The sequence below is a fragment of the Ensifer adhaerens genome, from assembly GCF_000697965.2.
Lineage (GTDB): Bacteria > Pseudomonadota > Alphaproteobacteria > Rhizobiales > Rhizobiaceae > Ensifer > Ensifer adhaerens.
Genome location: NZ_CP015882.1, coordinates 1,230,654 through 1,253,278 on the forward strand (window position 1 = coordinate 1,230,654; position 22,625 = coordinate 1,253,278).

28 protein-coding genes and 1 pseudogene are annotated in these 22,625 nt (G+C 58.0%); 22 read left to right on the plus strand and 7 right to left on the minus strand.

What is annotated here, in order from left to right; all coding sequences use genetic code 11:
- Positions 1-51: 51 nt before the first annotated feature.
- The 4 genes from FA04_RS33125 to FA04_RS33140 all read left to right on the plus strand — a co-directional run bounded on the left by FA04_RS33125 (position 52) and on the right by FA04_RS33140 (position 2,809).
- A complete protein-coding gene (locus FA04_RS33125; RefSeq protein WP_034800390.1) occupies positions 52-723 on the plus strand; it encodes an SOS response-associated peptidase in 672 nt (223 codons plus the stop codon).
- 26 nt (positions 724-749) lie between these two features.
- Positions 750-1,832: a DNA polymerase IV gene (gene dinB, locus FA04_RS33130; protein WP_034800385.1), complete on the plus strand. Its 1,083-nt coding sequence runs from the start codon at positions 750-752 to the stop codon at positions 1,830-1,832.
- 476 nt (positions 1,833-2,308) lie between these two features.
- Complete coding sequence (locus FA04_RS33135) at positions 2,309-2,587, plus strand: hypothetical protein (protein WP_034800382.1); 279 nt, start codon at positions 2,309-2,311, stop codon at positions 2,585-2,587.
- A 30-nt stretch (positions 2,588-2,617) separates the two neighbouring features.
- A complete protein-coding gene (locus FA04_RS33140; RefSeq protein ID WP_034800379.1) occupies positions 2,618-2,809 on the plus strand; it encodes a hypothetical protein in 192 nt (63 codons plus the stop codon).
- Positions 2,810-2,887: 78 nt separating this feature from the next.
- Here the strand turns inward: FA04_RS33140 and FA04_RS33145 are convergent, their stop codons facing one another.
- Together FA04_RS33145 and panD are read right to left on the minus strand one after the other, a co-directional pair.
- Positions 2,888-3,184, minus strand: a complete 297-nt coding sequence (locus tag FA04_RS33145; RefSeq protein WP_034800376.1) for an antibiotic biosynthesis monooxygenase — start codon at positions 3,182-3,184, stop codon at positions 2,888-2,890.
- Positions 3,185-3,386: 202 nt separating this feature from the next.
- Positions 3,387-3,838: pseudogene (gene panD / locus FA04_RS33150) on the minus strand (aspartate 1-decarboxylase).
- 881 nt (positions 3,839-4,719) lie between these two features.
- Between panD and FA04_RS33155 the strand changes: the two are divergent.
- Positions 4,720-5,049 carry a hypothetical protein gene (locus FA04_RS33155; protein WP_034800375.1) on the plus strand — a complete coding sequence of 110 codons (330 nt, stop codon included), beginning with the start codon at positions 4,720-4,722 and terminating at the stop codon, positions 5,047-5,049.
- On the opposite strand, the gene ligD is transcribed toward FA04_RS33155, so the two are convergent.
- The 3 genes from ligD to FA04_RS33170 are packed head-to-tail and all read right to left on the minus strand — an operon-like array spanning position 5,046 to position 6,565.
- Positions 5,046-6,020, minus strand: a complete 975-nt coding sequence (gene ligD / locus FA04_RS33160; RefSeq protein ID WP_034800373.1) for a non-homologous end-joining DNA ligase — start codon at positions 6,018-6,020, stop codon at positions 5,046-5,048. The genes FA04_RS33155 and ligD overlap by 4 nt on opposite strands.
- A complete protein-coding gene (locus FA04_RS33165) occupies positions 6,021-6,239 on the minus strand; it encodes a hypothetical protein (RefSeq protein WP_051659543.1) in 219 nt (72 codons plus the stop codon).
- The gene (locus tag FA04_RS33170; protein WP_034800371.1) at positions 6,236-6,565 is read right to left on the minus strand and encodes a hypothetical protein; all 330 of its coding nucleotides are present in this window, start codon (positions 6,563-6,565) and stop codon (positions 6,236-6,238) included. Before FA04_RS33170 ends, FA04_RS33165 begins: the two co-directional genes overlap by 4 nt.
- Before the next feature lie 1,764 nt (positions 6,566-8,329).
- On the opposite strand from FA04_RS33170, the gene FA04_RS33175 reads away from it, so the two are divergent.
- From FA04_RS33175 to FA04_RS35490, 13 genes are all read left to right on the plus strand, one after another.
- Positions 8,330-8,566: a hypothetical protein gene (locus tag FA04_RS33175; protein WP_034800369.1), complete on the plus strand. Its 237-nt coding sequence runs from the start codon at positions 8,330-8,332 to the stop codon at positions 8,564-8,566.
- Between the two features lie 1,423 nt (positions 8,567-9,989).
- Complete coding sequence (locus FA04_RS36635) at positions 9,990-10,223, plus strand: hypothetical protein (RefSeq protein WP_034800367.1); 234 nt, start codon at positions 9,990-9,992, stop codon at positions 10,221-10,223.
- Between the two features lie 518 nt (positions 10,224-10,741).
- Positions 10,742-11,119: a hypothetical protein gene (locus FA04_RS33185; protein WP_060529253.1), complete on the plus strand. Its 378-nt coding sequence runs from the start codon at positions 10,742-10,744 to the stop codon at positions 11,117-11,119.
- Between the two features lie 608 nt (positions 11,120-11,727).
- Positions 11,728-11,853, plus strand: coding sequence for a hypothetical protein (locus tag FA04_RS36480; protein ID WP_257785212.1), 126 nt, complete (start codon positions 11,728-11,730; stop codon positions 11,851-11,853).
- A 391-nt stretch (positions 11,854-12,244) separates the two neighbouring features.
- The gene (locus FA04_RS36230; RefSeq protein WP_082566399.1) at positions 12,245-12,430 is read left to right on the plus strand and encodes a hypothetical protein; all 186 of its coding nucleotides are present in this window, start codon (positions 12,245-12,247) and stop codon (positions 12,428-12,430) included.
- Between the two features lie 67 nt (positions 12,431-12,497).
- A complete protein-coding gene (locus FA04_RS36485; protein ID WP_255381441.1) occupies positions 12,498-12,629 on the plus strand; it encodes a hypothetical protein in 132 nt (43 codons plus the stop codon).
- 513 nt (positions 12,630-13,142) lie between these two features.
- Positions 13,143-13,268, plus strand: coding sequence for a hypothetical protein (locus tag FA04_RS36490; protein WP_255381443.1), 126 nt, complete (start codon positions 13,143-13,145; stop codon positions 13,266-13,268).
- Positions 13,269-13,666: 398 nt separating this feature from the next.
- Positions 13,667-13,852: a DUF3606 domain-containing protein gene (locus FA04_RS33200; RefSeq protein WP_034800360.1), complete on the plus strand. Its 186-nt coding sequence runs from the start codon at positions 13,667-13,669 to the stop codon at positions 13,850-13,852.
- Positions 13,853-13,887: 35 nt separating this feature from the next.
- Entirely contained in the window at positions 13,888-14,148 is a 261-nt protein-coding gene (locus FA04_RS33205) for an acyl carrier protein (RefSeq protein WP_034800358.1), read from the plus strand.
- Between the two features lie 1,253 nt (positions 14,149-15,401).
- Entirely contained in the window at positions 15,402-15,650 is a 249-nt protein-coding gene (locus tag FA04_RS33210) for a DUF982 domain-containing protein (protein ID WP_034800356.1), read from the plus strand.
- Positions 15,651-15,736: 86 nt separating this feature from the next.
- On the plus strand, positions 15,737-15,928 hold the full coding sequence (locus FA04_RS33215; RefSeq protein ID WP_034800353.1) for a hypothetical protein: 192 nt from the start codon (positions 15,737-15,739) through the stop codon (positions 15,926-15,928).
- Between the two features lie 78 nt (positions 15,929-16,006).
- Entirely contained in the window at positions 16,007-16,240 is a 234-nt protein-coding gene (locus tag FA04_RS33220) for a DUF982 domain-containing protein (RefSeq protein WP_034800350.1), read from the plus strand.
- Between the two features lie 156 nt (positions 16,241-16,396).
- The gene (locus tag FA04_RS35490; protein WP_060539275.1) at positions 16,397-16,741 is read left to right on the plus strand and encodes a hypothetical protein; all 345 of its coding nucleotides are present in this window, start codon (positions 16,397-16,399) and stop codon (positions 16,739-16,741) included.
- 279 nt (positions 16,742-17,020) lie between these two features.
- On the opposite strand, the gene FA04_RS33230 is transcribed toward FA04_RS35490, so the two are convergent.
- Positions 17,021-17,911 (minus strand): hypothetical protein, encoded by an 891-nt coding sequence (locus FA04_RS33230; RefSeq protein WP_034800348.1) that lies wholly within the window; start codon positions 17,909-17,911, stop codon positions 17,021-17,023.
- Between the two features lie 178 nt (positions 17,912-18,089).
- Positions 18,090-18,527, minus strand: coding sequence for a PAS domain-containing protein (locus FA04_RS34880; protein WP_320410588.1), 438 nt, complete (start codon positions 18,525-18,527; stop codon positions 18,090-18,092).
- A 53-nt stretch (positions 18,528-18,580) separates the two neighbouring features.
- Between FA04_RS34880 and FA04_RS35495 the strand changes: the two genes are divergently transcribed.
- From FA04_RS35495 to FA04_RS33255, 4 genes are all read left to right on the plus strand, one after another.
- A complete protein-coding gene (locus FA04_RS35495) occupies positions 18,581-18,751 on the plus strand; it encodes a hypothetical protein (protein ID WP_156400723.1) in 171 nt (56 codons plus the stop codon).
- A gap of 857 nt (positions 18,752-19,608) precedes the next feature.
- Positions 19,609-20,097, plus strand: coding sequence for a GNAT family N-acetyltransferase (locus FA04_RS33245; protein ID WP_034800331.1), 489 nt, complete (start codon positions 19,609-19,611; stop codon positions 20,095-20,097).
- Between the two features lie 800 nt (positions 20,098-20,897).
- Complete coding sequence (locus tag FA04_RS33250) at positions 20,898-21,464, plus strand: TetR/AcrR family transcriptional regulator (RefSeq protein ID WP_034800425.1); 567 nt, start codon at positions 20,898-20,900, stop codon at positions 21,462-21,464.
- A gap of 54 nt (positions 21,465-21,518) precedes the next feature.
- On the plus strand, positions 21,519-22,496 hold the full coding sequence (locus FA04_RS33255) for a quinone oxidoreductase family protein (protein ID WP_034800328.1): 978 nt from the start codon (positions 21,519-21,521) through the stop codon (positions 22,494-22,496).
- The last annotated feature ends 129 nt before the right edge of the window (positions 22,497-22,625 follow it).

Sequence of the window (22,625 nt, forward strand, 5' to 3'; positions counted from 1 at the left end):
AGAAGCGAGCAGTCGTTGATATGAAGCTAGGTGAGAAAGGGAGACTGAACTTTGTGCAATCTCTACAACATCACGACGACACGTGATGCCGTGATCGCATTCACCAAGGCATTCCGCGACAAGGCAGGCTGGAACCAGCCATCCTATGACGTCTACCCCGGCTATCAGGCGCCCGTAGTCCGCGTCGGCGAAGACGGAGAGCGAGAGATCGCGCGTGTCACCTGGGGCATGCCCTCGCCGCCCGCTTTCGTGAAGAACTACGATCCCGGCGTCACCAACATCCGAAACGTCGCCTCTCCGCACTGGAGACGCTGGCTCGGGGCGACCAGTCGCTGCGTCGTCCCCTTCAACTCCTTCGCCGAGCCGGATCCGGCGGCCAAGGTTCCCGGCGGTAAAATCCCCAATGCCTGGTTTGCCGGAACTAAGGAGCGGCCGCTGATGTTCTTCGCCGGCTTCTGGACGCCATGGAAGGGTGTCAGGCGCGTGCGCGATGGTGAGCGCGAATACGAGCTCTTCGGCTTCCTCACCACATCCCCGAACGAGATCGTCTCGCCAATCCATCAAAAGGCCATGCCGGTGATTCTGACCACACCTGACGAGGTCGATCTGTGGCTCACCGGATCCTGGGACGAGGTGAAGCACCTGCAGCGGCCGCTTCCGGGCAACTTGCTTGTTGTCGTCGAGCCTCCTGCTGCCCTGCCCGAAGAAGACCTGCTGCTATGACCAGTCGTTGGGTCGCGTGATCGGTGATGGAACGCTCTGAGCGCACGCGAAAGATCATCCATGTCGACATGGATGCCTTCTACGCCTCGGTGGAGCAGCGGGACAATCCCGTACTTCGCGGGCTTCCGATTGCCGTTGGCTTTGGCGAGGCGCGCGGCGTCGTGGCTGCCGCAAGCTACGAGGCGCGCAAATACGGCGTCCATTCGGCCATGCCGTCGGTCACCGCCAAGCGGAAATGCCCGGAGCTGATTTTTGTGACGCCGCGCTTCGATGCTTACCGCGCAGTCTCACAGCAGATCCACGCGATCTTTGCCGAATACACGCCGCTCATCGAACCGCTCTCGCTCGACGAGGCCTATCTTGATGTCACCGAGAACCTCAAGGGAATGGAACTTGCGACGGAGATCGCCGAGGAGATCCGCGCCAAGATCAAGGCAAGGACAGGCCTGACCGCTTCGGCCGGCGTTTCCTATAACAAGTTCCTCGCCAAGATGGCGTCCGACCAGAGAAAACCGGATGGCCTCTTCGTCATCACGCCAAAGAACGGTCCGGCCTTCGTCGAGGCGCTGCCCGTCAAGAAATTCCATGGCGTCGGTCCGGCAACCGCCGAGCGCATGCACAAGCTCGGGATTGAAACGGGCGCCGATCTGAAGGATCACGATATCGCCTTCTTGCAGCAACACTTCGGAAAATCGGGACCTTACTTCTACTGGATCGCCCGCGGCGTCGACGAACGTCAGGTGAAGGCCGACCGGGTGCGCAAGTCCATCGGCGCGGAAGACACGTTCTCCGTGGACGTCCATGATTTCGAGACCGCCAGGGCTGGCCTCGAACCGCTGATCGAAAAGGTCTGGCGCTACTGCGAAGGGAACGGTATTCGCGCCAAGACCGCGACGCTCAAGGTGAAATGGGCGGATTTCACGCAGATCACTAGGAGCAAGACAACAGCGGCACCGATCGCAAGTACTGCAGAGCTTGCCGCGGTCATGACGATGCTGTTGTCTCCACTCTTCCCTGCCCCAAAAGGCATTCGGTTGCTGGGCGTGACACTGTCGTCACTCGATGAAGCAACGATCGAAAGCAAGCCACAGCTTGCCTTCGCGCTCTAAAACACCTTGCTCGTCCGCCAGGACACCGAACGACCGAATGAGGGTTGGCGATCAACTATCGGAAATCGTGATCACCGAACGGGCGGCCTTTGCAGGGAACCTTATTCAGTAAACTCTTAATTAACCATAACCTTGCAAACTGTGTTCAGTCGCCAATCACATTGCAGCGTACAGCGACAACTCAGAACCGTAACCCCGCCCACGGGTTACGGTTTTGCCCATAAAGCCAGGCACCTCTCAACCACAAGCGCAAGGTTAAGCGATGAGTTATGACTGGAGCGGCGCGCGGCATCGCCGGATGAAGGTTGCACGTCTTGGCGCCGCGCTCACTGTCGCGGCCACCGTCGTTGCCGTTGTAGTCCAGGTCATGGGAAGTGCGCTCTAGAGCGACGCAATCGCCGTGAACGGATGAGTTCGGCTCATCGATACGATGACCAACTCTGCGTCCTTGTTTCCCGAAGAGGAAAGGTTCGAATATGATCGACTGGAATACGGACGGTCACGGCAACATAAGGGCATCAACGGTCGTCGGCTGGAACACTGCAATCGACGAGACGGGCGAGCTTTTCCTGAGGATCGAATTCAGCGCCGATCCGGATCTCGAAAACGTGTCGGCGCTGCAGTTCAGATTGACCGCGCAGCAAGCAATGCAACTTGCGGAAAGGCTGACGAACACTTATCGGCAGTCCTCGACGGCGCGCGAGTGCCCAGACCAATCTTTGCTACTGACGTCGCAGGGGCGCCCCGCGCCATAATGAATGGACAGACCAGAAAGGGGAAAGGACGTGGCCACCCGCAAAGAAATCGCCGATCGTGTGATTGCCAAGTGGCAAGCAAGGGGCATTGCAATTGACCACACCGCCGAGTTCCAGGCTCTGCTCAGACTCTGGATTGCGGGTGACATTTCCATCGATGACATCCGGCGGAGGCACCTGAAAATGCTGCGCGAACGTGCCCGAACGGCAAAGCGCAATTAAACGACGAGACAGGTCTTGTGGCATCGCCGGCTAATGTTGAGCCCAACGACGCATCGCCACGGCAAACCCGCTTCCGGTTTATTTCACGGATAGGACGACCAGGCCTGCAATTGGGTCGGTTACGCCGAGCCCTCCTCCGAGGTCCTCGAGCGTCTCACGAAAGCTGTCAAGCGTGGCGACCATCTGCGGCCGGCTCGCCACCAATGCTTCCATGCTCTCCCATTCCGCGATAATGCAGTATCGTCCCTCGCCAGCCTCGATGATGTTGGCATGACGCAGACCCGACCAGCTTTGAGCTATGTCCCGGTGAGCGCCGAGAAAAGCCTCAGCCATCCCCGGCTTGACCTTGAAGCGGACGACATTGAATGCGGTCATGAGCGCCTCCCTGAGCCTTGTTCTGCCTTTGATAATCTGCCGTCCAAATTGCGCTTTTGGCTAGAGCCTGCACCCGTGCGGCAAGGTCGTCGGTAACTGGTTCAGCAGCAACGAACGCCGTGTTGCTGGCGAGGCCGCGACCGCTGCGTTTTTGTCCTTGGCGACGACCCAGCCGTCAGGTTTGCCTCTTGGCCAAATCCAATCAGCTGCCGGACACCATAAGCGGTATCGGCAATGCCGTCTCGGCCTCGTCGAGGATTTCGAAAGTGAATTTGCCAGATGCATCGACCTCAACCGAGTAGCTGAGGCGATCCTGCACGCGGTTGTTCTCGTCGAAGGTCAGTACCTTCGGCTTCAAGGAAGTAAGCCGGCTTTCGTCGAGGTAAACGGAGTTGCATATAAGGATCTGGTCGCCGGGCTGGCATGTGCGTGCGGCCGCACCATTGAAATGCAGCACCTAGAACCGCGTTCACCGAGGATGACGTAGGTGGAGATGCGCGCCCCGGAATTCTTGTTCCAGATCTCGACGAACTCCATCGGCAAGATGCCGGCCTCCTCACAGTGGTCCGGGTCAAGAGTGATCGACCCATGATAGTTGAGGTTCGCCTCGGTGACATAAATGCCATGGAGCTTCCCTGCGACCAGGTTTCTCATGCTTTTTCACACCTCGCGGTTGATCAGGTTTCGTCGCGCCCTGGCGCTGCCGACGAGGCAGAAATCTTCGCGCACGGACAATCGCCAAGCGGAGAGAAGGCCCCGCCGGGGAAGGCGGGGCAAGGTTCGCACCCAGATGGCTCTCTGAACGCGGGGAAGAAAAACTCCATCGGCCAAGCCGATGCGCTCAGATACGAACAAAGCCGCCCGCAAGGAAGGTCGCTTTCGACAATTCCGGTACGGCTTTGCTAATATATCAACCGGCTCGAATGACGATCCTAATCGTGTCGGCACCAGCTTTTCCCCTCCCGCGTTGTCGCAATCCGTACGGCGTATGTACTAGCCCGCCCCCCGACACGACTAATTCAGTTTATTTTTCAGCCCGTTAGCTGCCGAAGGAGGATATTTAGCGCTTCTTGAGATACCTTCGACGGTTCCGCTATCGGTTCGCCTGCAGCCAGGAACAAACCGCATTTTCGCATCGTTTTACGACAGCGCCGGATTTTCTCGAACATGAATGGCCGATACGGCACGCAGCTATGAGCGAGCAATCATGACGTGTCGAGGTCCCTAGGAGCGTGGGGCTATCCGGCCCAGCGTAGAGCGTTTGCGCGGTGTCGACACACCGACTTCGGGAACTATTCCGGGATTCCGCGACGCGAGTTTGCATCCGCATCAATGCTAAAGAGTGGATGCTGCGCGCCGCAATTTTCCGAAAATTTGACAGCCAAGAGCGGAAAAACGAGAATTCCGCTCCACATGTCAAAGTTAATTTCCAATGCGCCTCCAACGGCGCATTATGAGACTATCGCTGGACTTTAAGAAGGGCTCCGGCGGCTGGGAGATCATATGCGCTTTCGCCCTAAGGGAGGGATTGCGCTATGCTTTCTCCACGCCAATCTGGATACATTCTTCCTCAAGATTTTACGGTCGTCTCATCGGTCTTTGATAAGGTCGCAATTGCGCGAGCAATAAGCCGCGAGAGCGAGGAGGCTGAACGCTTGGCCCGATATGCGCTGGAACTGTACATGACCGGCACGCGTAATGAGTTGGACCTCGAAGCGCGCTTAAAGGAATTCTGCGACCCGATCGACTATGGGATGGCGGCCGGTGGAGGTGGAACCGTCGGAGATTTGTTGCCCGACTTGTCGGCATGGGCACGAGCACTGACTGCCTCACCAAGCACGGCGACCAAAAGATCAGACGTTTAATCGAGATGGTAAACTTCGACCTTCTCCGCCCGCTCGCCGACGCTCTTAAATGAGGGATGGCGCAGTTTCGCGTCCTGCGTCCACGCCCGATACTCGACCTCGGCGACTAGCAGCGGTTCGGAGAAGATCGCGCCCCTGCGCTTGAGTGCCACCGGTGGCCGCTTAGCCGGGATCGCGTCGAGCAGTTCGCGAAGCTGCACCGACTCGTTGTTGCTCCATCCCGTTCCGCACCCGCCGACGTAGACGAGCTCGTCCCCCTTCCTCGCCGCCAGAAGCAGGCGGCCGATCGCGCCCGGCATCGTCGAGGGCTCATATCCTATGATCACGAACCAATCGCGCCAAGCACATTTAACCTTAAGCCATTCCGGCCGGCGCCCGGATCGATAGGGCGCGTCCCGCCGCTTCGCGATGATGCCCTCAAGGCCGAGTTCGCAAGCTGCGCGGAAGAACTCGGCGCCGTCAGCCTGGACTTCCTCGGAGAAACGTATCGCGCCAGCCCTACCGGCGACGATCGGCTCGAGCAGTTGCCGGCGCTCGCTCAGGGGCATCATCCGAAGGTCCTGGCCGTCTAGATAGAGAAGATCGAAGGCAAAGAAGATGATCTCTCCGGCATCGCGCAGGCTCGGCCTTCTCCCGACCACGCGTTGCACCAACCCGAAATCCGAGCGTCCCCGGTCGTCGAGAACAACCGCCTCGCCGTCTATGATCATGGTCGCATGGCCGAGCTCGCGCGCATCGGCGACGACGGAACCGAACTTCTTAGCCCAGTCATATCCGCCGCGAGTGATCGCCCTCACCTCGCCTGGCTCGACATGGATCGCCAGCCGATACCCGTCCCACTTCACCTCAAAGGTCCACTCCGGACCTTTCGGCGGCTGATCGACGAGGGTAGCGACGCATGGCTCGACGCGCCGCGGCATCGGTTCGGGCAGCGGCGTGGAGGTTGGTTTCTTTCTAAGGGTTCTAGCCATTCAACGTTGACGATTTGCTCGTCTCTGGATCATCGCGGCTAACGCAGCGAGCCGACTTTGGGGCAGCTTTATAATGAAAGTATCGATGTCCCGTCCGAAGTTGGACCACGCTCTATCGCCGTCAATCCCCTTGTCGATTACCCCGGCCTCTTCGAGTTCAGAGCGCTCCATGTTGATGCGTGCCAAGGAAATCTGCAGCAGATCCGAGCCAGTGATCATCGCCCCACTCCCTGCTGTCGAAGGTTCATAGTTCCATGAGTAGGTTGCCGCGCTTCGTTGTCCGGTTCCGCGGCCTCTTCCTCCTCTACCAGCTTTTGGTAGCAATCCTCGATATCCTGCGCGATGCCGTCGGCGTCGTAGAGGTAACCATCTGTGCCGCCGTCAGTTTCAATGATCTCGGCCAATGAGTTCATTACCACGCGACCGAGGTATTGTAGGGCGTCGCGATGATGATCGGCGCCTCCGCTCGCGAACGCCTGGCGCGCATCGTCAATCGCCTGACGCATGGCCTGAAATGACCCGTCGATATGGAGCTTCGTGTTCACAGCACCGCCTCCTCAACGCACCGCTTGGCCCTAACGCAATACTCGTGGATAGGTTCACTTTACTATCGACAGACAGTTAAACGCCACAATTGATTCGATTCGATTGGCGTACCAAGCGATCTCATTCGCAATCGGTCAGCGCAGAGGAACATTCCGCATCCGCGGCCGTTGTTTGCATTGCTGATGATCCACTGCCCAACGGATCAAGGCGGGCCTTCATCGAAATTTTTAAGAATGGAGACCCCTTTTGTGTAGCACGGTTGGTATAGCACGCGCGCTCTAGGCCCCGTCGAGAATGACGGGGCCATTTTGCTTGCCGAATGGCGACACTAGCGATCTCGCCTGTTTTCCAAGTGCGCTCGCGGGCGGTGTCGCAGTAACCCTGTTTCGACGTGGGTGGGGGAACCCTTGTCGGATGCAAGCTTTTCGTAAGGAATGCCGACGTTGATAAACCGGGCATGTGCCGCCTTATGAACAATCGTCGCTGCAATAGTTTCAGTCGGTAAGGACAGGAAAGACCCTGGCTCGAGTTGGCATCTCCTCAGTTCGGGGACGTATTGTCCAACGGCCCCAAACAGATAGCTCACCCAAATTCGGTCGAATGATGCAATTGCGCGTTTGTTTCGGTTAAGATCATGGGCTTTGCCAACGCACTTTGTACGCTCACCCTGATTTCCCCCACAGAAAGCCCGGATCCAAAGACCGTCAACACTGATCGGCTTCGAAAAGCCTAAGAAGCGCAAAAGCGACAAGACGATGGACAACTTTGCGTACCTTGCCCGTCAAGCGGGAAGACTCCGTGCTCACGCAGCGGATCGTAGATCAATTAAGTTCCAAGTCCTTTAAACGTGATGGGCACCCCAACGGTGTCGGCAGACACCTGAAGAGTTCGTCCTAGATGTCTCGTCACGACGGAACCGTTTCCAAAGACAGCAGTTTGTAGTCTGCTCCCAGGTTTTCCCATTGCCCTGCGGAGAGAGGAATTGGCCCCCGATAGCTCCAGGGGGCCAATTCTTGCTGTTCTGCGCAGCCCGCACGTGCATGTGGGGCACCTATGAAGGTGCGCCCCGGCCTCTTTTCTGAAAACCCAGCGCCACCTATTGTGAGTTTCGTGACCATGCCTGTATCAGATCAGGCTTCCCCAGTGCGCAATTTGTAGGATTCGACATGGTGGCGCGGAACAAGTCCCCTGGATTGCGGTTTCGACAACGAGCCCAAGCTATCCACTTCCCCTGCGAGGGCTCATTGGACACTGAACCTCTTGGCCCCGTTGGTTGCACTTTTGGGGCCATTTTTTTTGGCGTCAGGAACGTTCGGCGCCTCCGGGCGTTTCCTGTTGCCTATGATCCATTACCCCCGCGGATCTAGGCCGAGCTCCATCGATAGTCCCCGGAATGGAGCCTATTGGCACTACGCCGACCTCAGGCCCCGCTCTCCCGGACGGGGCCTTCTCTTTTTACGAAGGGGAACCCTAAGGACGGCGACCGTATCCACTGAGGCTGCAGATAATCAGCTACGTCGGGTCAATCGGCAGCGACCTGAGGAGCGCCTCCGAGGAGTCGGTGGGTTACTAAACCGTTTCCAGACGCAGCGGTTGGTACCTGGCTCCCAGGTTTTCCTTCCTCTGCTGCGCGAGAGGAATTGGTCCCAATGGCGCACCGGACTTTAGTCTGATACTTTTCCCGCAAAGGTCCTAATCCGTTGTCAGACCCAAGATCCTCCGCCTTTACTGGTTGAGTGGTAAAATGCATGCAACGATCTCAGATGACCTCGAATGAAATCCCGGATTTCGTGAATGAGTTGATCGCGGCTGGGTGCGATATCACGGCCATTGGACATGAGATGTACGTGATCGGCGAGGTGAAGGGTTCTGCAACCGAAGAGGTACGTCGGATAACGGAGAAATACCGGGACCGAGATCCTCTTAGGCTGGAGATCGTCGCCTACCTCTGGTCGATCGGCCGATACATAGAGCTTGCGGCCGAGACGACGCGGCACTAGCGCTCACATTGACGCCAATCATCAGCCCTGTATTGCCGGGCGATTTCTTCTCGCCGGAGCCCTCGCACTGGAACGTCTGCGCTCTATATTAGATAACGCGCATATCGCTCCCCGCCCTCCGGGGATTGAAAGCGCGCCCGTGCTTCATGATTATGAAGCCAACTGGCCTCGTCGCGCCCATACGACGAGGCCTTTTTGTTTACCCAGATCGCAAATGATCACGGACACGATCCGTCTGATAGCCCAGAAGCTCACGCCGGGGGCCATCGCCGCGACAGCGTCGAGTTCGGCGACGACCCAAGGCTTCCCCCCCACCACGCCATCGGGGCCATTTCTCTTAGTCGGATCCCTAAACCGATGAGCCCAATTAGAACCCGCGACGCCGTTTCTTGTTTTCAAATCCGAGCTTACCTACGGCGCGCCTGAGAGGGTGAGCCTCCGCTGGGACACCGAGCGGAGGCTCATGCGCGCATAATTATATATGTTATATCAAGCATCTACACGCCAATATAAACCGCGAACGCAGGTGGATAGCGTCGAAATCGGTAGCGGTTTGTGTAAATGCAGGCGCAGTTTGCCAATCTGAGAAATGCAAGGCAATTCACCCAAACGGGCGTCCTGCGTACTACATTCGAGTTATGTTCCAACGTGGAGGGTCCGGACAGTTCTTCCGCAAGCGCTAAGCCATCTATTGCTGCACACCGAGTAGTGGTGGCTCGGTCATGCACTCAATGTGTCAAGCGGTCCAGGGCCCCTATCCTATCTGTTACGTACCGGGTCTGGATTGGCAATCCCCTCCGGACCCGTCGATGACCTCGAAACTTATGGCCCCGTCAGGCGCGCTTCGAGGCAATCCTTTGGCACCGAACTTGTCGGTCTGATTGGCGCAGTTGCCGGGGGCGTCGGTGGCCTGGTCGGCCTGCCTCCACGGCGCGCATCGAGGCCGCCGCTTCAGCGACCTGCCTAAAAACCGGGATAAGTGTGTATATGCTCGCTATCAACGATTGCATTTGCAGGCATCGGGCCCGAACAATGCTTGCAAGTTTGAGCAACAGTCCACAACAGGCGAGCGCGCCATTTGACGCTCTTTTCCTCACGCTTTGGGCGAGCGGATCTTTGAACCACGACCGTTCTCTTCCAGGCACTGGAGGATCTCCCGCACAAGCCGGATATCGTAACTGAGATTGTTGAGCGTGTTTTCTCAACTGCCCGTCCTGGTTCGCCGCCAGTCGCTCCTGTCATGCCCACACGACCAGACCGACTGGTGCTCGAACGCTGGTTATCTCATCGTTGCCGGTGCTCACTCTTTGCGAACTCGTGCCGGCCGCTCCACCGCTCGGAGACACTTGACGGCTGCCCCTTGCCTACGGTCGGGATTTGTGGCGCCATCAAAATCTAGGCGGCAACAATTCGGGGGAATCCAATGATAGACACGCAGTCCAGTATTTTGGACCAGGACCTATCCGATTTGATCAGGGGCCAAATTGAGCAGCGCCACACAAACGAATTTCGGGCAATACTCTCAACCGGCAATGAGATTACGATGCACGGACCCTTTACTATTGGGCGCGACTTCATCATCTACAAAACTGCGAAGGATAACAGCGGCAAGTGGGCAATGACGCCCTTTGCTCATATCGTGCAGTTGGTAATTTGACGAAGACTTCGGCGCTTATCTAATTGCGACCACACGGCGATAACTGTGCTATTGTTCTGGGGTTGCCATGCGGCGACCGGACACAACCGACCCCTCCCTAACCGCACGGACCGCGAGGCTCAAACGGCGCTTGCGCGTCTCTTTGCCAGAAATGACGAGCTGACAATGGCGACGAATGCATCAGCATTCACAGCGCTCCAACTAGGAGGAAAGCACCATGTCAAGTCGTCTCGTTTTCTCGCTACTCATCGCTTCCGTGGGCATCCTTATGGTTTGGGCCTTCAGACCCGCGCCGACGATCTTCACTGGTTATGAAACACCGCCTAGCGCAGCCAAAACCGACCGCATAGACGCCGTACCTCGTTGAGGGAATCGGACGGCCAATAGACCGCGAAAGAAGGCGGCCACCCTCCCGCATAGGCGGCGGTCATTGCATGGTCGCGCATTCCAGGGGCACAACTTGCATTTGTTGCGCCGTTGAGTGAACGTTATACTTGGGGAAATTTCGAGAGGCAATTGTGAAACCCACGCTGACTGCTACATTGCTAATAGCCGGGGTGCTCTCGTTTTGTAGCGAGAACGCGATCGCCGCGAAGAACGGCATTTTCGTCTACGGTTGCACGTCCGACGGGAAACCGGCGCGTATGCGCGTGGTTGCCCCACTTAAGTACAAGGGCGCCGTAGAGGCAGGATTTTGCAATATGATACGGCAAAAAACGTCAGATTGGTTTCTTGCGCAGAAGAAGACCGTTGATCTGACAGAATTCGAGCAAGCCCTCGAAGTCATGATGCAATCAAGCGGCGGCAAGCTCCCAACGCAAAGCCCTTCCGCCGTTGCGAGATCTGTTGAGATTGGCAAGCGCGCAGCCTCACTGAAACTCTATTGCGGCGGTTAACATAGTGCTGGAAGCGACCACCGGCGTTCTTCGCGGGCTCGCCCGCCTACTTCTGCCCACATTCGAAGCCTGAAGTTGGTTGTGAACAAAGCCGGCGTCGCCTTCCTCGTGCTCATCTGCATTCTCCTTGCCCTGGTATTAAGGACCCTAATGTTCGACCCGGGGGTCGAGACGGCACAACCAGATCTGCCGGCGATGGTCCTCGCCAATTAGGGCCCCCCGCTTGGTCTGCGACGGAACAACGGGGCGTCCGGGGTGTTGCTGTAGATCGCAACGAACCGGGAGCGCCTCATGAAGATAGTCGTCATCGCAATTGTCGCCTCGATCATGAGCATACTTGTTTTCAAGTATGTCGACGGGACGTTCGGGACTTCCGAGGTCGTCGCGACTGCGGAGCAACTATCTAAAGACTAACAGGCGCCGTCCTCCATAAATCATCTGCTGTCTTGCCTTTGTCGGCGAGTGCCTGCGCGAACTTCTCGTGGCGCGCGTTTTAGGACTGGCATTGATCCAACCTCGGAGAGTGGGGATGGCATGCAAGATGACCGAATTCGCTTGCTATTCCCTCGCCGTTGGCGGCTAGCTCTTTCGTCAAAGGAGACGCGCAAATGGCCAAAGGTCAGGTACGAAGCAATAAGGAAGCCAGAAAGCCCAAGAAGGACAAGGACAAGGACAAGGCTGCCGCGAAACCCGCTGCGCCGACGTTAGGATCTCAGGTGAAAGGACACCAATAAGAAGTAACGCCGACGGTCGCGCGGGCTGCGTTAATCTGGACATCAATGACGCCGCGATTCCAGGATTCGTGCTCAAATCGGGCCGTAGGCGATGATCCAACCTCCTGGCGAACTCGTTGACTTCAGCGGCGCCGAAACCTTGTGTGGCAGGATCACAACCCGTTTTCCAAATGGCCTCCCGGCGAGGACTGGCGCCGAATGGACCTCTGTTTGTGTCCGGTTGACCTAAAGCAGAGCTTGGAGAAAGCGGGGCTGAGCTACAAGCGAGGCGCCGATCCCATGGAATGGTTCATCATTCGGTAAACTGAAGGCCGCTGCGATTTCCCCCGTATCCCGATTTGGCTACCCGCGTCATCCACCTCTCCGGCTGTAGGCAAAGGAATTGGAAGTGTTGGCCTATGTTGATCAGATCATCATGCTTTGCGCCGGCCTCTGGATGACGGCAGCAGGGTTTGGCTACGTTCAGACCAACACTCAGGTACCATGGCTCGCTCAACTCACGAGGCACTTTCGATGGATGGGGCCGCTGCTGATCGCTATCGCGATTGTTCTCTTGCTTGCCGCCCCTACCACATAAACCGCGGTCCTTGGGTCGTCGCGCTTGTCTGCCTCCTTATGCCCACATTCGAGGGCTGAACTGGGGCATGGATAAAGCCGGCGTCGCCTTCCTGGTGCTCATCTGCATTCTCGTTGCCCTGGTATTGAGCATCCTAATGTTCGAACCGGGGGTCGAGACGGCACCACCGGAGCCGCCGGCGATGGTCCCCACCAATTAGGGACCCCCCGATTGCTCTGCGACGGAATAATGGGGCGTCCGGGGTGTTGCTGTAGATCGTGACGAACCGGAAGTGCCTCATGAAGATGGTCGTCATCGCAATCGTCGCCTGGATCATGAGCATACTTTTTTCAAGTATGTCGACGGGACGTTCGGCACTCCGAGGTCGTCGCGACTGCGGAGCAACTAGCTGAAGACTAACAGGCGCCGCGCCACGTTGCCCAATCGGTTACCAGCGGCGGCCGGATTTCTGAAATATTAGCAGTGATAGACGCAGGCGTGAGGCGGTGAAGTCCTCGCTAAGATCCAGCGAGTGTCCCTCTGATCGAGCCGCATATGCGTCATCTGCTGTCTTGCCTTTGGCGAGTGCCTGCGCGAACTTCTCGTACCGCGCGCTTTTCAGGACTGGTATTGATCCAACCTTGGAGAGTGGGAATGCATTCAAGATGACCGAATTCGGTTGCTATCTCCCGCCGTTAGCGGCTAGCTTTTTTCGTCAACAGGAGACGCGCCAATGGCCAAGGGTCAAGTACGAAGCAACAAGGAAGCCAGAAAGCCCAAGAAGGACAAGGACAAGGCTGCCGCGAAACCCGCTGCGCCGACGTTCGGATCTCAGGTGAAGGACACCAATAAGAAGTAACGCCAACGCCGACATTCGAGCGGGCTGCGTTAGCGGACACTGCGCCTTACGCACTGGTTCGTCGTCAAGGCCAAAAAAGTAGAACTGACGCGGCGATAAAGACGAGCGACAGTAACGCGAATCCAATTCGGTTTTCGCCGCTAGCCAGCCTCCATCGATTTGTTGCCGGATCCCTCAGCTGCCACCACCGCGTCGGCCTGTTGGTAGCTCGGTGGTTGATATCTTTCACGTAGAACATTTGCTTGGTTCGGCCACTAATACGCACCAGAACGATCCGGGAACAACTTATGTGGCAAAGCGGAACAACTAACCCCCACTAGATTATGGGATTTCAGTTTGTCGCGGAACATTCCTGCGGCTTCCACGGTTGTGAACAGTCACAACCCGGGAGGAACCCTATGGCAGACGACAAGAAGAACGTTGGTCGCGATCGCGGACGAGTTGCCGCCGGACAGGCTTACGAACTCAATTACTTCAAGCGGAAGCACGGCCTCACCGATGACCGGGCCCGCAAGATCATCAAAGAAGCAGGAAACTCGCGAGAGAAGGCGAACGCATTAGCCGAGAAACGAAAGAAGGGCTAAACTCGGCGTCGGGAACACAAAAACGGGAGCGACGTATGGCTACCACACGAGCCGGTATCTCCGCCCGCGTCAAGATGATTTTCATCGAAATACTCGGCGTCAAAGCCGCGGACCTTGCCGACTCCGCTGCAATCGTGGACGATCTTGGAACTGACCCGCTGAAAATATCCCAGTTATCGATGTTGATCGAAGAGGAGTTTGGGATATTCATCGCCGAGGAGTCAATGGAGCAACTCGTGACAGTTGGGGATGTTATCGATTTCGTTTGGGGATCCAAACGCTTGTATGGCCAATAAGAAAGCCGAGTAAAACGCGACATTATACATTCGCCTCGACGGCCACTGCCAAACTGTAAATTAACTTGTAGTTGGCACTTCCACCTGACATTGGGGCGGTAGGGACGAAACACAGTCCGCGTTCTTGGGTGACCTACGAGGCGAATTCGAGAGCCGCGAGAACGTCTTCGAACTGTCGCAATGTCCTCCTCTCGCCGGGGGGTCCGTTAAGAGATAGAGGACAGCCTTCGCGAGCAATATGAAGTGCGACGGGCCGAGCATGACCTTTGACAGAATCCGCAGTTCGAGGCTCCGAAGCCGGACATAGTCGGTGGGCGTCAGGTAGGCGAGCGTGCGCAGCTGGTGGACGCGGACGGCGATGACGTGATTGGTTGGTGTCTGGGCGGGGGGATGCTTATGCAGCAGAGGCTTGCGCCTCCGGTAGGACCTGCTTCGCCTTGCAGCCGTTGGCGAACTCGTCGTGCGATTGGCATTCGGCGACGACGACGAAGCCCTGGGCGGCGAACTCGCCTCTTCTCCTGCGTGATGCGCACGTCCTTAAGCCCGTAGCGGGACCTGCACGGGCCACCGAGCGCAGCGTTTTCGCGGCCAGCCTTGATTCCTAGGCGCATCCGCTCTTCGCGGAGGCTTCGGCATTCGAGGTTGGCCATAGCCGGCATTTCTGATGAGATCGGCAGGACGGAACTGTTCTGCAGTTTGTATTCGCCACGCTTCAGGCCGACGAACACGGTGCGCAGACCGTGGATCAGCATGCCCGTGAGAGCGATCCGATATTCCTCGGTCGGATCTTCGGACTGGATCGATGCGGGGTCATCATGCCGGCCTCCATCAGTTGGGCGATGCATTTGCCGGCCTCGTCGACGCCGGATGTCGTCGAGAGGCGGTGCGCTGCGCCTGGTACTTGTTCCCACGCTTCGGCATCGCGATGGCGGCCTGGTACTGTTTCGCGGACAGGTGCTCGGTCACGCCGCCACCTCGCCGGGGCGCCCCGGCCCGAGCTCTTGGAACAAACACCGCTCGGTCGCGGTTGCACCACCAAAGAGGAGGCCTCCATGCCCAAGTCCCCAATCCCGACCGTTCCAGATCCCGAATTCCCGCCGGACCTGCCGCCGGATGCTCCACCAGATCTGCCGGAGCCCCCGATCCAGGAGCCGGAGCCCGACGTCGGTCCCGACGTACCTCCTATTAGCCCTGTGCCCGGCGCAATTATTCCGCCGAAAATGTAGGCGCGACCGCAAGATAAGGAGAGGCCGGTGGAAATCCAGAGTTGGAGCAAATGCGTGATCATCCAGCTTCCGGAGCTCGACGGGGTGCAAATCGTATGGACCCCGGGTCGAGCGGCTAAGCTCCTGAGCGAGAACTGGCCCATAGACTTTGGCGTCGCGTACTCGGACGCGCTTTACAAATGCACCGACGCGGCGATGGGCACGTATCCGTGGGAGCAAGCTCGCGCCGCGTTCATTGAAGCGATCGCCGAGGCAAAGGTCACAAGGCTGCGCTGAATCCATTCGTCTTATGCTGCCGCACCTCCCGGTTCGCGGAACAAAACTTATGCGGCTCCATTAGGCCTGCAAGAAGGGAGACCGATATGACCGACGACCCCAAAGAGCCGAGAAAGCCCGTGGAGGTCCCGCCCGGCGAGACACCCGATCCCATGCCAGACAATCCGGATCGCCCCATTGAGGAGCCCGGACCGGACGACGTCCCGGAAGAGGCGCCAGACGTCACCCCTGTGCCAGGTGAGGAAATACCGGCGAAGATGAGCGGTTATGCTTGCTAAGCTTCCCGGTCGGATCTCTCCGTTGGAACAGAATTCCCTAATATACGTTTCGGAAAGGCCAACCCTACGGAGGCCGCGATGATAAACATCTGGGACGCGAACGTTGAAGTAACGTTTGATAATCATTTTCACGTCATCAGGAATGCCCGAGAGGCGGTCGCATTCCTTATGAAGTCCTGGCCAGAGACGAAGAGCGCGAGTTACGCAGCGGCCCGGAAAGCTTGCCTGGATGCTGCCGAGGGAACGATTCCTGGCGCGGAAGCCAGGGCCGCCTTTGAAGCTGCTGCGAAAGAAGCCGGCATTCTCCGATAACGTTGGTGTCGCCCAGCCTGAGGTGAGAAATTAACTCATGCTGCCGCCGCGGGCTCTTCAAGGGCAGCGAGTGACCGATGGCACCCATCACGAAGACGGGTGATCACTGCGAGTTTATAGTCTGCACGTCGTTGTGGCCCTGTTCATGGATTTTTGATGCGGAAGATCTGGGCTTCGAGATCTCTTCGCGGAGGTCGCGGCTTTCTCAGCCGCGTTGGCTTCCTTCATCTCCGAGTAGCGAACGACGTCGGTTTCGTTGTTCCACCAAGCTTTGAGACGGCATTCCGTCCATTGCTTCTGGGTCCGCCCTTGGCGGCGTGCATCCGGCCGATCGACGGCTTTTCCATCGGCGATTTCAAAGAGGTGTCAAGCGAACTGAGGAATTGCAGCATAAGCAGTCCAAGAATTCGTCCGCACCTCCAGGGGATGCTCGACTTCTTCGACGACCTGATCGGGGTTGAGCGCGGCAACGCGCACCGAAACGCAGGTAGCGCCGAATGATGGCCGAGAATTCCGCGATCTCCCGTATTACCCACACTTCGAAACCATGGATGAGCTGCACCAAGGTCAGTCCGGCATGCCACGGCTGCTACGCCGAAGCGCTGATGGACAAGGGTTACATAAGGTACAATGGGGCAACCGCGCGCGTCAGCGCACCGGCGCCCATACTTGGAATGACCCGCTGCGCACGAAAACCGCAACACCCCGACGAGCAGGAAAGCGGGGCCCAAATCAGCGGAACTCCGGCATTGGAGCCGATGCACCACGATCAGCATAGCCTTACGTCGCGCGAACTTTTCCAACTTCGTTTACGTGTCCCTGCTCTTCGCGGTAGGCTTGTTCCAGGCGGTCAATCTTCGTTGATCGCAGGCGGCCGCTGGAACGGAGGAAGGCCAGCATCGCCTCCATGTCATCGCTGCCACCGGGACGCTCGCCGTAGGGCACAGGGCGTCGAGACAGCTTCTGCGCCCAGTAACGGATCTCGCGCTCGGCCGGCGGGTAACACATGCCGAGGCGGTAAAGCCGAGTGTCTGTTCGAACCCATCGTGGGGGCACCATATCGTCCATTTGGACGATGGGAGACGTGTGCCCATGCTCCCCGTCGCGGGTCACAGGCTCGCTGAAGAACCAGCCGTATAGCCACGGGCGCCGGCCGCCTTCGCTGTCCTCCTCGATAAGCCACCCTTCAATGATCGGAGCAGCATCGAACTCCGTAACGGTCGGCCGAGCTGCTATGAACGGATCCACGTCAGGGAAATAGGGATCGAGAGCATTGAGAGGGTCTTCGAATGGTACGCCCTTGCCGAGTTCGCCGTCAGCGTGCTCGCTGCAGACGACCTTACGGAGGTCGCCGAAGGTGTGCAGACGCCCACGGCGTCCGCAGACCTCGCAGATGTGAAAGGATCGCGCGGCGGCTAGGCGGCAGGCATCGTCGATCGCGCGGCGAGCATCAGGTGCGATCTGTGCGATGGCATAATGCATGTGCAGAACGCCCTTCTCCTCCATCACCTCGAGCACCGTGAACGAGCCTCCTACAGCCATCACTTTGTCGGCCTCGGTGAAGAATGCGTGCAGGATGCCCAGCCAACCTTCGCCGCAGGCAATCGCCAAAGGACGACGGTCCAATCCGAGATGCGGATACCGGTCGTTCGGGCGGATGATCAGTCTCACTGTTTGGCTCTCTCGTTTCTTCCGCTTAGAGCAGGAATTCCGCAGACCAGTTGTTGCGCCAGGTTGTACAGCGTCAGGAGCCTTAGATCGGAGCTCGAGGTCCACCGGTCAACCGGCAACGATCCGGCGAAGGTCCGGCCAGGCCCACCAACATCGCCGGGAAAATCCTGCTCCGGCGCTAATGCCGCCGGTTGTCGTTGGTCGATGTTGCGCTTTCCAGGACAACGATGCCGGAATAGAGGACCGGTGTTCCATCGCGATCCTGGAAACACCGACCAAAAGCAACGACCGAGACATACCAGCCAGCCCGCGTCCTGACGCGGTAGAACGACTGCTGGGCTCGTCCGCTCACGATCTTTTCCGTAATTGTCTTTGCCAACCCTGGTCGATCCTCCGGATGGACCCGGTCGAGATAAAGTCTCAGCGGCAGTCCCTGGCTCGTCTCGCTCGCGGCGAGACCGAAGAGCGCAGCCAGGGCCGAATCTCCATAGACAAGGTCGCGAACGATATCCCAGGTGAAGATACCGGAGTCCGTCGCATCCGCATCTGTGAGTTCGACAATAATCGTGCGCTCTCCGCCCTCCTTTATTGCTCCGCCTAACCCCCTGCCATCAATTGCCGTTGGCCACTCGTCGCAAACCCAATTCCCTTCGGGCGCCCACGCGGGGTGTGCCGATCGAACAGCTGGCGCAAGCCATCATGAAGCCGTTTGTTGAAGCCGCCATCACAGTCCTCGAGCAGATCGAGATAGAATGTCGCGATCGTCCCGAATTCGGCTGCGTCGCGCGGCACTCGTCGTTCGATCGATTGAAACAACTGCTTAATCGTCTCTTCGAGTGAGCGGAAGCGCTCATGTCATACCCGTAAACCGTCTCATCCAGTTGGCACTGGGCCGTTTTAAATTGGATCACGAGGTCTGCGACGCTCGTAGCGGTGTTCGTGTCAGATCGTTGAATTCTCATTAGCACGCACTAACAGACACGACTACCCGCACCGCTACCCGCCACGTCAGATTCTTTCGCGCGCGCAGCATTTTTTGTAACGAACGGCGCGCGAGTGTAGCCGATAAGCAGCATTGTTTCGCAATCCAACTGCAGGTGAGGCCCAGCTTGGACCGGCACTCAGATCCAAATGGCCGGTTGTGCGCCAAGGTAAGAGCGCGCGGAACTTGGTGGCCTTATATTCAATCTTGAAAATATACTGGACACCCAAGTTCAATCGCGAGGGACGAGAACGTGGACAAACGTGGCGTAAACGGCATCCGCCCGGGCTCAAACTCAGCGTCGGAGCTGCAGGATATAGCGAGCAAGCTTTCGGCTCTCGCGCAACAAATCAAATCAATCGCGGCTACCCCGCTCGGCGACGCTATCGATCTCGACGAAAGCAGCGAGCGGTCGCGGAAAGCGGCAATAGAATAACTTGGAAACATTGCTGCTATTGCGGATTGACCGGACGCTGTCCCCGCAAACTCTCTACGCTAAACCGCCCAATTCCCCAAGTCCGAAGGCAAGCGGCGCGGCGTGTCTGCGACCGCGCCGTTAAATTTGGCGAACAGAGCCTGGCGGCAAAGATAGAGCGCCTTTTGTTTGCCTCCGAGCCGTTGAGCCACGACGAAGTTCATTTACGATGCAAGGTTCTTCGGCCGGGCATATCGAAGGTGATGGCCGGATAACACCAACGACGGATCATGCCGTAAAATGCTATCAACCATCACGATTAAAGCCGCCCGCGATGAAGATGTGCCTGTACTCGGAAAGTACGGGGCTGACCTGATGGCGCTTCATCATCAATGGGACCCCGAGCGCTTCATCCCGACGGGAACCGGCACGGAGGCATCTTATGCCAGATGGTTGGGAAGTCAGCTTGAAAAGTCCGAGGTCGTGGTCCTCGCCGCTGAGCAAGATGAAATGATCGTCGGTTACGCCTATGCATCTGTTGAGGGCCATGACTACATGGCGCTCCGAGGACCGGCGGGCGTCATTCACGATCTTTTCGTCGAGCCCGAAAAGCGCAGCCAAGGCATCGGCCGGATGCTGCTCGAGGCAGCTGTTGCAGCGCTTAAAGAGCGAGGAGCAAACCTTATCGTGCTTTCCACGGCGCACAGAAACGAAGCTGCTCAACGGCTCTTTGCCGCAGCGGGCTTTCGCCCGACGATGGTCGAGATGACACTCGACGTGAAAGCTTAATTTCTCGGCATCCAGGGCGCCGACACCTCACCTGGCCAGCCACCAGCGACCGGACATGTCGGCGATGCGCGAACATCTGGGCTCGAACTTTTCCGGAGTGTTGAAGCCGACAAGCCGAACGCTCGTACCATGCTGATGCGAACACTGTCGCCGTCGGTGACCGTGAAGGATTGAACTTTAGTCGGCAGAAGACGTTGCCGGCTGATTGGAGCTGGGTCCGCTCGTCGGCAGCCTTTCGGTCGACATCTGGCCGACCGCGACCGGTATCACCATCAGCAGCAACCAAGGATTTTGAAGTCTCTCTGGCTGAAGCGTCGCCGGCGGGCACTACGCCAAAGATGGCGCGCGGCAGTCAACGCTCTCTGGTTTGCGGCAATCGGGTTGATGAACGAATTCGGCGCCGAGCCGCGCGAGGGGACCATAACGGTCGATCTTCTGGCGCATGTCCGTGAGGGCTGGCGCTGCCAGGCGGCAGGCTGCCCTTCACGCAAGATCTGGTCGATGCGACGGCGATAAGAGGTGACCTAGACCTCGCTCAGAAAATTTGCCCCCCAAGCCAAAGGGATCATAGCCAAAGGCGGGGCAAAGGCGAGGTATCTTGGCCGTGGCATTCCGCCGATCGCCAACGAGAAAGGCCCGCCCCTCACCTACTAGGGGCCTCGCCGTCGAGCGATATCGATGACGTTGTCCCGCGACGCGCTCGACTCCTCGAAATCAAGATCGCCTGTGCGTTGCCGCATAGACTACAGATCACAATGTCATTTCTTGATAGATCGTTCCAGAATAGCTATTTCACGGCGATGGCGCGAAAAAAGGAATTCGACAAAGACAAGGCGGTGGGTGCCGCAATCGACGTGTTTCGCGAACACGGCTTCGAGGGCACATCGACTGAGATGCTGGTGCGCGCGATGAAGATCGGACGACAAAGCCTCTACGACACCTTTGGAGACAAATGGGCGCTCTACCGATTAGCAGTGGAACGTTATGCATTCGAAGAAACTGAAGCCCACGTGACGATGTTGCGCAGCCAGCGACGGGCCGTCGACGGGATCGCCGCAATGATAGAACGAGTGGTGGAGCGCGCCGATTGCGCCTGCCTCGGCGTCAATTCGATTTGTGAATTTGGCCAGAGCCGGCCGGAACTTAACGCGCTCCATCATGCTGCCGACAATCGCTTGAGGAAAGCGGCAGTGGAATGCATCAAGCAAGCCCAAACCGAAAACGATGTCGAAAAATCGCTGTCGGCAGAGGCTGTTGCCTCTTTCCTCATTACCAGCATCGCTGGCATTCGTATCGCGGCCCGTGGAGGTAGCCCTCGCTCGGAATTGGAATCCCTCGGAGAACTGGCAATCCGTGCAATCCGGTAGCACCCCAAAAAATTTGCACAATTCTGGAACAATCAGTCAAGAAAGGAACTGACTATGAAAGCTGTGGTCATGAACGGCGTGGGCGATAGCGACGTTATGGAATTCGTCGAGCGCCCAGAGCCTGTGGCAACGCCCGGACACGTTATCGTTGAGGTCCGCGTGGCAGGTGTGAATTTCATGGATATCGGCGTTCGGCAGGGCATGGCGTGGACGGAAACCCCGAACCCGAAAGTGCTTGGCGTCGAGGGCGCCGGCCGCGTGCTCAGTGTTGGCGACGGCGTTACGGATCTTGCCGTGGGCGATCACGTCGCCTGGGTCTATGCCCCCGGAAGCTACTCCGAGCGGCTGTCGATCCCGGCAACGTCGCTCGTCAAGGTCCCCGACTTCATTGATGACCGAACGGCCGCATCAATCATGATGCAGGGCCTGACCGCCAGCCACTTTGCCACCGATTTCTATGCCGTCCAACCTGGGGACATCGCGCTCGTTCATGCTGCAGCGGGCGGCGTAGGACTGCTCCTGACGCAGATCATAAAGCTCCGAGGCGGGCGCGTCATCGGGCGCGTGTCATCGAAAGACAAGGTCGCCATCGCGCAAAATGCCGGCGCCGAGCACGTGATCGTCGATACAGAAGGAGAGTTTGTCAACGAGGTGCTCCACTTCACCGGTGGTCGGGGAGTGGACGTGGTCTATGATGGCTCCGGTCCCAAGACATTCAAAGCGTCTCTCGAAGTACTGCGGCGGTCAGGAACGCTCTGTTGGTATGGCCCGGTGCTGGGTGGGCCGGGCCCGCTCGACATCATGAGCCTGCCGAAAAGCGTCAAGATCGGCTATGGCGTCTTCTTCGACCATATCCACTCACCCGAACTCTTTCGCGAGCGCGACGGCCGGCTTTTCGATTGGATCGCGGACGGGTCGTTGAAGGTCACTGCAGGGGGAAGCTACCCTCTCAAGGATGCCGCCCAGGCACATAAGGACATGGCCAGCCGCAAGACAACTGGCAAGCTGCTCCTGATTCCAGGAGGGTCGTGAACAACCCACGTTTGGATGAGCAGTCGACAGCCCCGACAACCATTCTTCCGTGTCGCTTGTTTGTAAATTGGCCGCGATATCCTGAGAGTTACATCCAACAGGTCGCGACGGGAACCAGGCGGACTGCGA